The following is a 13,479-nucleotide window of genomic DNA, read 5'->3' as shown; positions in this document are numbered from 1 at the left end:
GACGTTAGTAGCCGCTAACGTAACCGGTCAGGAGATCGACGTCGATGCCGCCATGGAGGAGAAGTTGGTTGACGTGCTGCCCGACCGGGTCGACACGCAGGCCCCGGACTACATCGGCAACCGCGAAGGACTCACGGCCCAGCTGACCGCGATCTCCGAGCAGCTGGCGCTGGCCAACGGTGGGGGCGGCGAGAAGTACGTCGCGCGCCACCGCAAGCGGGGGAAGCTGCTCGTCCGCGAGCGGATCGAGCTGCTGCTCGACCCGGACACCGCGTTCCTGGAGCTGTGCCCGTTCGCCGCGTGGGGCACCAAGTTCCCGGTCGGCGGCAGCGTGGTCGTGGGGATCGGGGTCGTCGAGGGCATCGAGTCGATGATCATCGGTCACGACCCCACGGTCCGGGGCGGGGCGTCGAACCCGTTCACCTTCCGCAAGGTCTTCCGCGGCATGGCGATCGCCCGGGAGAACCGGCTCCCGATCATCAACGTCGTGGAGTCCGGCGGGGCCGACCTGCCGACCCAGGCCGAGATCTTCGTACCCGGCGGCCAGCTGTTCCACGACCTGACCCAGCACAGCGCCCTGGGCCTGCCCACCCTCGCGCTGGTGTTCGGCAACTCCACCGCGGGTGGCGCCTACATCCCTGGCATGTGCGACTACGTGGTGATGATCCGCAACCGCTCCAAGGTCTTCCTCGGCGGTCCGCCGCTGGTGAAGATGGCCACCGGCGAGGTGTCCGACGACGAGTCGCTCGGCGGCGGCGACATGCACGCCCGCACCTCGGGCCTGGCCGACTACCTCGCCGAGGACGAGCAGGACGCCATCCGCATCGGGCGACGGATCATGGCCCGGCTGAACTGGCGCAAGCTCGGTCCCGGCCCCACGATGCCCGCCGACCCGCCGGTGCTCGACCCCGACCAGCTGCTCGGCATCGCCTCGGTCGACCCGAAGGTCCCCTTCGACCCGCGCGACGTCATCGCCCGGGTGGTCGACGGCTCGGCGTTCGACGAGTTCAAGCCGCTCTACGGCACCTCGCTGGTCACCGGTTGGGCCTCGATCCACGGCTACCCGGTCGGCATCCTGGCCAACGCCCGGGGCATCCTGTTCGGCGAGGAGGCGCAGAAGGCCTCCCAGTTCATCCAGCTGGCCAACCAGGTCGACACGCCGCTGATCTTCCTGCAGAACACCACCGGATACATGGTCGGCGCCGAGTACGAGCAGGGCGGGATCATCAAGGACGGCGCCAAGATGATCAACGCGGTGTCCAACAGCACCGTGCCGCACCTGACCATCGTCATGGGCTCCTCCTACGGCGCGGGCAACTACGGCATGTGCGGGCGGTCCTACTCCCCGCGCTTCCTGTTCGCCTGGCCCAACTCCAAGTCGGCCGTGATGGGTCCCGCCCAGCTGGCCGGGGTGCTCTCGATCGTGGCCAAGGAGTCGGCCGCGGACCGCGGCCTGCCCTTCGACGAGGACGCCGACGCCCAGATGCGCGCCGCCGTCGAGGACCAGATCGAACGCGAGTCGGTGGCGCTGGCCAACAGCGGACGGCTCTACGACGACGGGATCATCGACCCGCGCGACACGCGGACCGTGCTCGGGCTCTGCCTGTCCGTGGTGCACAACGACGAGGTCCGTGGCCAGCGTGGCTACGGCGTGTTCCGGATGTGATGGCGATGCCCGTGATCAAGAAGTTGCTGGTCGCCAACCGTGGCGAGATCGCCCGGCGGGTCTTCCGGACCTGCCGCGACCTCGGCATCGCCACCGTCGCGGTGTACTCCGACGCCGACGTCGACGCCTGGCACGTCGAGGACGCCGACGAGGCGGTGCGCCTGCCCGGCTCCTCCCCCGCCGAGACCTACCTCCAGGTCGACCGGGTGATCGCGGCCGCGCTGCGCACCGGCGCGGACGCCGTGCACCCCGGCTACGGGTTCCTGTCGGAGAACGCGGGCTTCGCGCGGGCCTGCGCCGCCGCCGGGCTGGTGTTCGTCGGGCCGCCGCCGGACGCCATCGACGCGATGGGCTCCAAGCTCACCGCGAAGGCGATGATGGCCGACGCCGGGGTCCCGGTCCTCCCCGGCGGTGACGCGACCGGGCTCGACGCCGACGCGCTGCGCAAGCTCGGCGCCGAGGTCGGCTACCCGCTGCTGGTCAAGGCGAGTGCCGGCGGCGGCGGGCGCGGGATGCGGATCGTGGAGTCGGCCGACACGCTCGAGGAGTCCGTCGCCTCGGCGGCACGCGAGGCCACCTCGGCGTTCGCCGACGGCACCGTGTTCCTGGAGCGCTACGTGCAGCGCCCCCGGCACGTCGAGATCCAGGTCATGGCCGACATGCACGGCGGCACCGTTGCGTTGTTCGAGCGCGAGTGCTCGGTGCAGCGACGCCACCAGAAGGTGATCGAGGAGGCTCCCTCGCCGGTCGTCGGCGAGGACCTGCGGGCCAGGATGGGCGCGGCGGCGGTCGCCGCGGCGCAGGCCGTGGGCTACGTGGGGGCGGGCACCGTCGAGTTCGTCCTGGACGCGAACGGCGGTGCCGACGACGGCACGTTCGCCTTTCTCGAGATGAACACGCGCCTGCAGGTCGAACACCCGGTCACCGAGCTGGTCACCGGGCTGGACCTGGTCCGCCTGCAGCTCCTGGTGGCGATGGGCGAGCCGCTGCCCCCCGAGGTCCTCGAGCCGACGATGACCGGCCACGCGGTGGAGGCCCGGCTCTACGCCGAGGACCCGACGGAGGGCTACCTCCCCCGCACCGGAACCCTGCGCACGCTGCGGTTCCCCGAGCTCGCCGGCCTCCGGGTCGACTCCGGGGTGCGTGACGGGTCGGTGGTCAGCCACCACTACGACCCGATGCTCGCCAAGGTCATCGTCTGGGCCCCCACCCGGGCCGAGGCGATCGGCACGCTCTCCGCGGCGCTGGCCGGTGCCCGGATCCACGGCCTGACCACCAACCGCGACCTGCTGGTCCGGGTGCTGCGGCACCCGGAGTTCGCCGGCCGCGGCACCGACACCGGCTTCCTGGACCGCCACGACGCCACCGAGCTCGGCGGGCCGCTCGTCGACGCCGACAGCGAGCGGCTGCACGCCGTCGCCGCCACCCTCGTCGGTGTGGCCGCCCACCGGGCGGCCGCCCGGGTCCAGCCGACCCTGCCGGCGGGGTGGCGCAACAACCCGTCCCAGCTGCAGCGCGTCGGCTGGACCACGGCCGCCGGTGCCGAGCTGCACGTGGCGTACGCGCTGCACCGCGACGGCGTCGAGGTGGAGGTCGACGGCAAGCCGATCGAGGACGTCGTCGTGCTCAGCCACGGCCCCGACCGCGTGGTGCTGGAGGCGGCCGGGGTGCGGCGCTCCTTCGAGGTGCTGCTCGACGGCGGGACCGCCTACGTCGACAGCAGTGCGGGGTCCAGCACGTTCACCCGGATCCCCCGCTTCGTCGACCCCAGCACGCTCAAGCCGGCCGGTTCGCTGACCGCGCCGATGCCCGGTTCGGTGATCCGGGTGCACGTGGCGGCCGGGGACGTCGTCACCGCGGGCCAGCCCCTCGTCGTGCTGGAGGCGATGAAGATGGAGCACTCGGTGACCAGCCCGATCGACGGCGTGGTGGCGGAGCTGCCGGTCGAGGTCGGCCGGCAGGTCTCCACCGGCGACCCGCTGGCCGTGGTCGAGCCCGTCGACGACGAGACGTAGTGACGAGACGTAGTACGGGCCACACGATCCGCCGTCCGGCGGCGCGTCACCGTGAGGGTTAGGGAGCGGACATGGAACTGCACGAGACCGAGGAACGGCGCGACCTGCGCAAGGCCGTCACCGAGATCGCGAAGGACTTCGGCCACGACTACTACGTGGCCAAGTCCCTGGCCGGTGAGAAGAGCACCGAGCTGTGGAACGCCGTGGGCAAGCAGGGCTTCCTGGGCGTCAACATCACCGAGGAGTACGGCGGCGGCGGTGGTGGGATCTACGACATGCAGATCGTCGGTGAGGAGCTGGCCGCGGCCGGGTGCCCGCTGCTGATGACGGTCGTCTCCCCCACCATCTGCGGGACGATCATCCAGGCCTACGGCAGCGACGAGCTCAAGGCGCGCTGGCTGCCGGGCATCGCCAGCGGCGAGATCATCATGTCGTTCGCGATCACCGAGCCGGACGCCGGCTCCAACTCCCACAACATCTCCACGCACGCCAAGAAGGTCGGCGGCGAGTGGGTGCTCAACGGCACCAAGTACTACATCTCCGGCGTCGACGAGGCCGAGGCCATCCTGGTCGTCACCCGCACCTCCACCGACGACCGCGGCCGCGGCCGGCTCAGCCTGATCGTGGTCCCCACCGACGCGCCCGGGCTGACGAAGACCGACATCCCGGTCCAGGCCGTCACCCCGGAGAAGCAGTTCACCCTCTTCTTCGACGACGTGCGGGTGCCCGCGGAGAACTTGATCGGCGAGGAGAACGACGGCCTGCGCCAGGTGTTCATGGGCCTGAACCCGGAGCGCATCATGGGTGCCGCCCTGGGCAACGGCATCGGCCGCTACGCGCTGGACAAGGCCGCGAACTACGCTCGGGAGCGCAAGGTCTGGGACGTGCCGATCGGCTCGCACCAGGGCGTGTCGCACCCGCTCGCGCACGCCAAGATCCAGGTCGAGCTGGCCCGGCTGATGACCCAGCGGGCCGCGTCGCTGCACGACGCCGGTGACCCGGGTTCCGGCGAGGCGTCGAACATGGCCAAGTACGCCGCGGCCGAGGCCGGCATCCTCGCGCTGGACCAGGCGATCCAGACCCACGGCGGCAACGGCATGGCCACCGAGTACGGGCTGGCCACCCTGTGGGGCCCGGCCCGGCTGATGCGCACCGCGCCGATCAGCCGCGAGATGATCCTGAACTACGTGGCCCAGCACAGCCTCAAGCTGCCACGTTCGTACTGACACACCGGTCGTCGGCAGGCTGCGCCTCGGCGGAGCCTGCCGACGACCGTCCGCGGCCGTCGGGGCTCGCGCCGCACTCAACCCACTCATCGACGAGCAGCCGTCGAGCGACGGCGAGGAGCAGGTATGGATCGCGGTATCGGTCATTGGGTCACCCGGCGGGCGTTCCTCCACGGCGAACGCATCGCGTTCGTGTCCGGGGACGACCACCACAGCTACGCCGACGTCGACCGGCGCACCGACCAGGTCGCGTCGGCCCTTCGCGACCTGGGCGTCCGCAAGGGCGACCGGGTGGCGGTCCTGCTGGTCAACTCCGTGGAGTTCATGGAGCTGCTGCTGGGCTGCGCGAAGATCGGCGCGATCACCGTGCCGATCAACGTGCGGCTGGCCGGGCCGGAGATCGGGTACATCCTCGCCGACTCCGGCGCCGACGTCTTCGCCTTCCACGAGCCGCTCGCGCAGGGGGCGCTGACCGCGCTCGCCGAGCCGGGGGTGCGGGTGCGGCACCGGATCCGCGTGTGGGGCCCGGCCCGCGAGGACGAGATCGGCTACGACGCGTTCCTCGCCGGCGGGGCCCCCGAGCCCTTCCACGGCGACGTCGACGGCAGCGACATCGCGTTCATCATGTACACCTCGGGCACCACCGGCCGTCCCAAGGGCGCCATGCTCACCCACGACAACCTGCTGTGGAACGCGGTCAACGTCCTGGGCACCAACCACAGCCTGCGCGGCAGCGACGTGACCGTGGCGGTGGCCCCGATGTTCCACATCGGCGGGCTCGGGGTGCACACCCTCCCACTGCTCTACGTCGGCGGCACCAGCGTCATCCTGCCCTCGTTCGACCCGGTGGGGACGCTCAAAGCGATGGCCGAGAGCCGGGCGACCGTGCAGTTCATGGTGCCGGCGATGTGGTCGGCGCTGACCCGGGTGCCGGACTTCGACGGCTACGACCTGTCGGCGCTGGAGCTGGCCATGGGTGGTGGGTCGCCGGTGCCGTTGACGGTGATCGAGTTCATGCAGCAGCGCGGCGTGCCGTTCAGCGAGGGATTCGGGATGACCGAGACCGCGCCGCTGGTGTCGATCCTGGAGACCGACCACGTCACCGCCAAGGCGGGGTCGATCGGGCGCGTGGCCGTGCACGTCGACGCGCGGATCGTCGACCCCGACGACCGGGACCTGCCCCCCGACACCGTCGGGGAGCTGCTCGTCCGCGGGCGCAACGTGTTCATCGGGTACTGGATGAAGCCGACGGAGACCGCCGAGGCATTCCGCGGCGGCTGGTTCCACACCGGCGACCTGGGCCGGATGGACCCCGAGGGCTTCATCACGCTGGTGGACCGCAAGAAGGACATGATCATCTCCGGCGGGGAGAACGTCTACCCGATCGAGGTGGAGCAGGTGCTGTTCCAGCACCCCGGTGTGCTCGACGCCGCCGTCGTCGGCGGGCCGGACGAGCAGTGGGGCGAGCGGGTGGTCGCCGTCGTGGTGGCCGACCCCGCGGCCGGTGCGGAGCCCGCCGCCGAGGACCTCATCACCTGGTGCCGTGATCGGCTGGCGCACTTCAAGTGCCCGCGCGAGGTGCACCTGGTGGCCGAGCTGCCCCGCAACGCCACCGGCAAGCTGCTCAAGACCGAGCTGCGCACGCGGTTCACCGGGGTCGAGGGCGGGGTGGTCCAGCGCTGACACCGGCTCCGGGAGGGCCGCGCCGGGCCGCTCAGCCGGACGCCGGGACAGCAGGCGTGAACTCGTCGACACCCGCAGGAGCATCGTCGTCGAGCAGCGCGCTGCCGTACACCTGGTGCAGCGTCGTGAGCATCTCCTCGAGCGGCAGGTCGGTGTAGACCCCGCGGTCGCGGACGTATTCCATGTACGTGCCGCCGTCGGCAGTGTGCTCGTGCAGCAGGGCGTCCGACCGGCCGTCGAACGCCATCGGCTGCACCCCGAACCGCGCGCACAGCTCGGCGTTGAACGCCGGCGTGGCCTTGACCCACCGGCCCTCCAGGAACAGGTCGGTGTAGCCGTGGAACACGAACAGGTCGATGCCGTTCATCTTCCTCCTGAGGCGCTCGGTCTGCAGGTGGTTGCGCACGTCGGCGAACCCCAGGCGCGCCGGGATGCCGGCCGCCCGCGCCGCCGCAGCGAGCAGGACCGCCTTCGGCACGCACCAGGAGCGCCCGGACTCCAGGACCGCGCTCGCCCGATAGCTCGCCGGGTCGGTGCTCGTGGCGAACGGGTCGTACCAGATCCGGTCGCGGACCACATCGAACAGGAGCACCGCCTGCGTCACAGGGTCGGTCTCGATGCCGACGACCTCGGACGCGAAGGCGCGTACCGCAGCCGAGTCGGAGTCGACGAACCGGCCGGGGGCGAGGTACTCATCAGTGATCACTACCGAAGAGTAACGAGCGCGAGCGCGCCTGTCCCGCGCCGGGGACACGGGTCACGCGGCCTGCTCTGTCACCGGCCGACCTGACGCCGTGAATCCATCGCGCCCAGCGTGAGCTGAGCAGTCGGCACGCGGCCGCATGCTCGGGGCGTCGGGCCGCCGCCACGATCGGCGCGCGGCCGCCGCTGCGGGATCCGGCCACGCCTATAAGATGGTCTCGTTCGCCCGCACGAGGACGACGACCGACGGTATTCCTGGTGAGGTGACGACGTGGCTGGGTTCCGCCGCACCGTGCTCCTCGAGGTCGCGACCGAGCTGTTCTCCCGGCAGGGCTACCACGCAGTCGGTATCGACGACATCGGAGCGGCCGCGGGCGTCACCGGTCCGGCGGTGTACCGCCATTTCCAGAACAAGGACGCCATCCTGCGAGAGCTGTGCAACACGGCGATGACGGAGTTGCTGGCCGGTGCGCGGCGCGCCGCCCAAGCGGGCGATCCGCAGCACGTCCTGAACGCGCTGATCTCCGTGCACGCCGGGTTCGGGTCACGCCACCGTCGGCTCGTGGCGGTGTACGTCCGCGAGCACCGGGCACTGTCCCCGATCGCGCTGCGCGCACTGCGGCGTCGCCAGCGCGACTACGAGGCGATCTGGTCCGAGGCGCTCAGGCAGGTGCGGTCCGACCTGGGCACCGCGGAGATACGCGGTGTAGTCACCGCGGTGCTGTCGCTGATCAACGCCGCCGCTCACATGCCGACCGAGCTCGACGACGCCGCGGTGGAGCGGCTGCTGAGCGCCGGCGCTGCGGCGGTACTGCTTGCCCGGTCCCCCGACGACGTCGACGTCGACGTCGACTCCGCCGCGGGCTGACCCGGCGCGCACCGTCCCGGCCGCTCGCCGGCGAGTACCGCGGGCGGTCACGCGCATGCGGGACGGCATGGTGGGCAGCTGTATCGCGTCGCGGCGACGCTACTGGCGGATCCGTTCACCGTCGGACCTGCGCCTGCTGTCAGCCCACCCACCCGCCGTCCCCAACGGTGTGCACGCTCTCCGTCTGCGAGGGCGAGTCGGTCACCGAGGGCGGGTGCTGCTCGTCCTCGGGTAGTGCCCGACCGGTCGACCGGGATACGGTCGGGGCGATCGTGATACTGATCATCCCGATGCCACGAAGCCAGCAGAGCGGAGCAGCGACGTGCACTACGCCTTCGACGCCGACCAGGAGACCTTCCGGCGCGAGCTCGCGACCTTCGCGCAGAAGGTCCTCGCCCCGCACTACCAGCCCGACGACCGGGCGGGCCGGATGCGCCCGGAGCTTCCCCGGGAGATGGCGTCGATGGGCCTCACCGGCCTGCGCGTCCCGGAGCGCTTCGGCGGCCAGGAGGCGGATGCCGTCACCACCGGTCTGGCGGCCGAGGAGGTCTCCCGGGCCGACGTCAACGCCTGCTACATCCTGCTGGTCGCCGCGCTGAACGCCGACATCCTGGTCGGCAACGCCGGCGAGGAGCAGCTGGCCCGCTGGCTGCCGCCGATCGCCGACGGCTCGGCGCTCTCGGCGCTGGTGCTGACCGAGCCCGAGCACGGGTCCGACGCGGCCAACCTCTCCCTGCGCGCGCAGCCCGACGGGGCGGGCTGGCGGCTCACCGGGGAGAAGACCTCGATCTCGATGGGCATGCTCGCCGACACCGGCATCGTCTTCGCCAGGACCGGCGGGCCGGGCGCCCGCGGCGTCAGCGCGTTCTACGTCGACCTGCACGACGACCGGATCGCCCGCACCGCGCTCGACGACCACGGTGGCCGGGCGATCGGGCGCGCGTCGCTGCACTTCGACGGCGTGCCCGTGGGTCGCGACGAGCTGATCGGGCAGGAGGGGGCCGGCTTCGTCTCGGTGATGCAGGGGTTCGACTACTCCCGCGCGGTGATCGGGCTGATGTGCGTCGGGATCGCCGAGGCGGCCCTGGACGACGCCCTGGACTACGCCCGGACGCGGGAGGCCTTCGGCGGCCCGATCGGGCGCAACCAGGGTGTGGCGTTCCCCCTGGTCGAGCAGGCGACGCGGCTCGCCGGGGCCCGGCACATCTGCTACGAGGCCCTGTGGCGCAAGGACCAGGGGCTGGACCACACGGTGGCCGCGAACATGGCGAAGTGGTTCGCACCCAAGACCGCGGGCGAGGTCGTGCACCAGGCGCTGCTGACCTTCGGGCACGCGGGGTGGGGCAGCGACAGCCCCCAGGGGCAGCGGCTGCGCGACGTCATGGCCTTCGAGATCGCCGACGGCACCGCGCAGGTCGCCAAGCTGGTGGTCGCCCGGCACCTCCTGGGCCGCAAGTTCGCCCCGTAGCGAGAGACCGCCGATCAGCCCGACGCGGCGAGCCGGTCCCGCACGCCGGCGAGCCGCTCGTACTGGCCCAGGACGTCGACGGCGGTCGGCATCATCACGAACGCCTCGGCGCCGGCGTCACGGTACCGGGCCAGCGCGTCGGCCACGCGGTCCTCGCCACCGATCACGCACCACCGCTCGATGGCCTCGACGGGCATGCCGTACTGGCCGGCGACGAACCGCTCCAGCTCCCGTCGCCCCGTCTCGGCGTCGTCGGTGACGTGCACGAACACCAGCATCACGGTCGTGCACACCGGGCGACGGAACTCCTCGGCGTGCGCCCGCAGGTCCTCGATCGCCCTGCGCACCCGCTCGGGCTCCAGCCACACCGCGAACCAGCCCTCGGCGAACCGTGCGGCGCGGCGCACCGCGTGGGCGGACCGGCCGCCGACGACCAGCGGGGGCCGCGAGGACGGCACCGGTTCCAGCATCGGCGAGCGGACCGGCAGCAGCGGTCCGGCATGGTCCACGGCCTCGCCGCGCAGCAGTGCATCGACGACACCGATGGCCTCGTCGAGACGGCGGCCCCGCTGCGCCACGGGGTAGCCGGCCGCCTCGAACTCGGCCGGGTTCTCCCCGCCCGCGCCAACCCCGACGACGAGGCGGTCCGGCGCGAGCGCGGCGACCGTCCCGAGCTGCTTGGCGGTCCACACCGGGTTGCGCATCGGCAGCAGCAGCACCCCGGTCCCCAGTACCAGCCGCTGCGTGACCGCGGCGACCGCTGCCAGCGCTCCGCACGGTTCCAGGACCGGCGGGTGGAAGCTCAGGTGATCGCCGACCCAGCCCGAGTCGAACCCGAGGTCCTCCGCCAGCCGGGCGGCGGCCAGCAGCGGCGGTGTCCCCAGCCGCAGCGGGTCGAAGTTCGGCAGCATCACTCCGAACCCGGACTCCCGCACCGCCAAGGGCACGCTCACGCGGCACCGACTCGGCCCGGCTCGCCCGGGTCGATCCGCGCGGTCGGCTCGCGCCCGAGGATCTTCCCGACCGGCAGCGTGTCGATCACCTGATCCTTCCCGGTGACCTCGAATCCCGCGAGCCCGCCGTGGCAGCTCGCACCGAGCCCCGCCTGGTCGACGGCCGCGCCTCGGGCGGCACGACGCGGTCGGCCCACCTCTCATGGTGCGCACCGACGATCACCACCTCGCGCACGGCGGTGTGCCCGACCAGCAGCACGCTCCTCCTGGTCGGGTCCGGACGTCCGACGGACCGGCGGAGTTCGACCACGTCCTTGCGGCGCGGCAGGCAGGTCGTGGCGTTCGCGGCCCGCGAGGAGAGGTAGGGCTCCCGTGGGACCGCTCCTGTACGGGTAGCCGCCCCGCGGCGCTGCGCATGTGGCGGTGACGCAGTGTTCACCACCGGACCTCCGTGAGCGGCTGGCCGGATCTGATCCTCAGCCGCCCATCGTTGGATTGTGACGTTGATTCGAGCATCAGGGGTGGGCACTGTCAACCGCGGCGGGCTCCGGAGACGGTCTGTACACGTCATCGTGGCGAGTAGCGTTCATCCGAGGAGCCAGGCGGACTATTCTCATGATGATTAGGCGAACCGATGAGGTTCAGTGACCGGGAGGTCGGAATGCCCCAAGCAGTGATCGTCGAGGCCGTCCGCACGCCCATCGGCAAGCGCGGCGGCTCGCTCGCGGGGGTGCACCCCGTCGACCTCGCGGCCAGGGTGCTCGAGGCTCTCGCGGCGCGGACCGGCCTCGACCCCGCACTCGTCGACGACGTCGTGTGGGGTTGCGTCAACCAGGTGGGCGACCAGTCCGCCAACCCCGCCCGATCGGCGGTGCTGGCGGCCGGCTGGCCCGAGACGGTTCCGGGGACGACGGTCAACCGGGCCTGCGGCTCGAGCCAGCAGGCACTCGACTTCGCGGCCGGCATGGTGATGGCGGGCCAGTACGACCTCGTGGTGGCGGGCGGGGTGGAGTCGATGAGCCGGGTTCCGCTCGGTGCCGGGCGGGACGTCGGCCTGCCCTACGGCCCTCGCCTGCTGGGCCGTTACGAGACCGAGCTCGGGGGCGGGACATTCCACCAGGGCCGCGGCGCCGAGTTGATCGCCGCGAAGTGGGGCCTCACCCGCTCGGTGCTCGACGAGTTCTCCGCGCTCAGCCACACCCGGGCCGCAGCAGCCATCGACTCCGGCGCGTTCGACGGCCAGCTCGTCACGATCCCGGAGGCCCCCGGCCACACCGCCGACGAGGGGTTGCGCCGCGGCACGACCGCGGAGAAGCTGGGGGCACTGAAACCGTCCTTCGACGCCGACGGCGTGATCCACGCCGGCAACGCCTCGCAGATCTCCGACGGCGCCGCCGCCCTGCTGGTCACCACCCCGACCCGGGCGGGTGAGTTGGGGCTCACGCCGATCGCCCGCTACCACAGCGGGGCCGTGGGTGGAGCGGACCCCGTCATGATGCTCACCGGGCCTATCCCCGCCACCGCGAAGGTGCTCGGCCGGGCCGGGCTGTCTATCGACGACATCGGCGCCTTCGAGGTCAACGAGGCCTTCGCCCCGATCCCGCTGGCCTGGCTGGCCGAGACCGGTGCCGATCCCGAGCGGGTCAACCCGCTGGGCGGAGCGATCGCCGTCGGGCACCCGCTCGGGGCGTCCGGCGCCATCCTGATGACCCGCCTGGTCCACCACATGCGGGATCGCGGCATCCGCTACGGGCTGCAGACCATGTGCGAGGGCGGCGGGATGGCCAACGCCACGGTCGTCGAACTGCTCAGCTGACGGCCGCTGCGGGTTCGGACCCGGATCGAGGTCCGGACCCTGTTCCCGCCTACCGGTCAGCCGCCATGATCCCGAAGGGCTCGGACTCCAGGCTGGTGATGTTGTACGCCAGCACGCGGGACCTACACCACCGGTTGTCCTGTTCTACGCCTTGACGCCCGGTCCGGACGGTCCGGACGGTCCGCACCGCTCAGGCGTTGAAACCTCCACCGCAGATGACGACCTGGCCGCTCACGTAGTCGGACTCGGGGATACAGAGCAGGTAGACGGCGCCCGCGGCGTCGGCCGGTGTTCCCGCCCGGCCCAGCGGGATGCCGCGTTCCATCGCGTCGAGCAGCTCCGGGTTCACCCCGACCGCCAGCTGGCGACCCGCAATGTCGATCTTCCCGTCGCCCCCGGCGGGCACCTCGGTGAGCCGGGTGCGGATCAGGCCGAAGGCCACCGCGTTGACTGTCACGTTGTAGCGGCCCCACTCCTTGGACAGCGCCTTGGTCAGCCCGATCACCCCGGCCTTGCCCGCGGAGTAGTTGGCCTGACCGGCGTTGCCGCCGGTGCCCGCGATCGACGAGATGTTGACGACCTTGCGGCACGGCACCTCGGTACCGGCCGCCCTGGCCTGCTTGACCGCGGCGCTGATCACCGGCTGGGCGGCCCGCAGGATCCGGAACGGCGCCTTGAGGTGCACGTCGAGGATGGCGTCCCACTGGTCGTCGCTCATCTTCTGCACGACCGAGTCCCACGTGTAGCCGGCGTTGTTGACGATGATGTCGACCCCGCCGAACTCGTCGACCGCTGTGGCGACGAACCGCTCCGCGAAGCCGTCCTCGGTGACGCTCCCGGCACAGGCGACCGCGGTGCCACCGGCCGCCTCGATCGCCGCCACGGCCTCCTTCGCCGGGTCGGCGTCCAGGTCGTTCACCACGACCCTGGCGCCCTGCCCGGCCAGCTTCTCGGCGATGGCCCGCCCGATCCCGCGCCCGGACCCGGACACCAGGGCCACCTTGCCATCCAACGTACCCACGTGTCTCCACCTCTCGATCGGGGCGCGGCGGCGCCGGGCCCGGTCTGCGCCGGTAGTGCGG

Annotated in this window: 10 protein-coding genes; 7 read left to right on the top strand and 3 right to left on the bottom strand. The window is 71.8% G+C overall.

The genetic code is table 11. The features are described 5' to 3' along the window. Positions 1-52 precede the first annotated feature (52 nt). The 4 genes from I4I81_RS29620 to I4I81_RS29605 all read left to right on the top strand — a co-directional run bounded on the left by I4I81_RS29620 (position 53) and on the right by I4I81_RS29605 (position 6,590). On the top strand, positions 53-1,666 hold the full coding sequence (locus tag I4I81_RS29620) for an acyl-CoA carboxylase subunit beta (protein WP_218600667.1): 1,614 nt from the start codon (positions 53-55) through the stop codon (positions 1,664-1,666). Then, a complete protein-coding gene (locus I4I81_RS29615) occupies positions 1,666-3,681 on the top strand; it encodes an acetyl/propionyl/methylcrotonyl-CoA carboxylase subunit alpha (RefSeq protein ID WP_225924729.1) in 2,016 nt (671 codons plus the stop codon). Before I4I81_RS29620 ends, I4I81_RS29615 begins: the two co-directional genes overlap by 1 nt. Positions 3,682-3,752: 71 nt before the next feature. After that, on the top strand, positions 3,753-4,907 hold the full coding sequence (locus tag I4I81_RS29610) for an acyl-CoA dehydrogenase family protein (RefSeq protein ID WP_218588745.1): 1,155 nt from the start codon (positions 3,753-3,755) through the stop codon (positions 4,905-4,907). Between the two features lie 126 nt (positions 4,908-5,033). Then, positions 5,034-6,590: an acyl-CoA synthetase gene (locus I4I81_RS29605; protein ID WP_218600666.1), complete on the top strand. Its 1,557-nt coding sequence runs from the start codon at positions 5,034-5,036 to the stop codon at positions 6,588-6,590. 31 nt (positions 6,591-6,621) lie between these two features. On the opposite strand, the gene I4I81_RS29600 is transcribed toward I4I81_RS29605, so the two are convergent. Then, complete coding sequence (locus I4I81_RS29600; RefSeq protein WP_218600665.1) at positions 6,622-7,296, bottom strand: transglutaminase-like domain-containing protein; 675 nt, start codon at positions 7,294-7,296, stop codon at positions 6,622-6,624. 267 nt (positions 7,297-7,563) lie between these two features. Between I4I81_RS29600 and I4I81_RS29595 the strand changes: the two genes are divergently transcribed. Both I4I81_RS29595 and I4I81_RS29590 read left to right on the top strand, forming a co-directional pair. After that, positions 7,564-8,160: a TetR/AcrR family transcriptional regulator gene (locus I4I81_RS29595; RefSeq protein WP_218600664.1), complete on the top strand. Its 597-nt coding sequence runs from the start codon at positions 7,564-7,566 to the stop codon at positions 8,158-8,160. 322 nt (positions 8,161-8,482) lie between these two features. Further along, positions 8,483-9,628: an acyl-CoA dehydrogenase family protein gene (locus I4I81_RS29590; protein ID WP_218600663.1), complete on the top strand. Its 1,146-nt coding sequence runs from the start codon at positions 8,483-8,485 to the stop codon at positions 9,626-9,628. Positions 9,629-9,642: 14 nt separating this feature from the next. Here the strand turns inward: I4I81_RS29590 and I4I81_RS29585 are convergent, their stop codons facing one another. Next, on the bottom strand, positions 9,643-10,581 hold the full coding sequence (locus I4I81_RS29585; protein WP_218600662.1) for an LLM class flavin-dependent oxidoreductase: 939 nt from the start codon (positions 10,579-10,581) through the stop codon (positions 9,643-9,645). 661 nt (positions 10,582-11,242) lie between these two features. Between I4I81_RS29585 and I4I81_RS29580 the strand changes: the two genes are divergently transcribed. Then, the gene (locus I4I81_RS29580; protein ID WP_218600661.1) at positions 11,243-12,397 is read left to right on the top strand and encodes a thiolase family protein; all 1,155 of its coding nucleotides are present in this window, start codon (positions 11,243-11,245) and stop codon (positions 12,395-12,397) included. 190 nt (positions 12,398-12,587) lie between these two features. Here the strand turns inward: I4I81_RS29580 and I4I81_RS29575 are convergent, their stop codons facing one another. Then, positions 12,588-13,418, bottom strand: a complete 831-nt coding sequence (locus I4I81_RS29575) for an SDR family NAD(P)-dependent oxidoreductase (RefSeq protein ID WP_218600660.1) — start codon at positions 13,416-13,418, stop codon at positions 12,588-12,590. Positions 13,419-13,479: the final 61 nt, after the last annotated feature.

The organism is Pseudonocardia abyssalis (assembly GCF_019263705.2).
Lineage (GTDB): Bacteria > Actinomycetota > Actinomycetes > Mycobacteriales > Pseudonocardiaceae > Pseudonocardia > Pseudonocardia abyssalis.
Note: the sequence above shows the minus strand (reverse complement) of the source record. Positions and strands in the feature narration are given on the sequence as shown.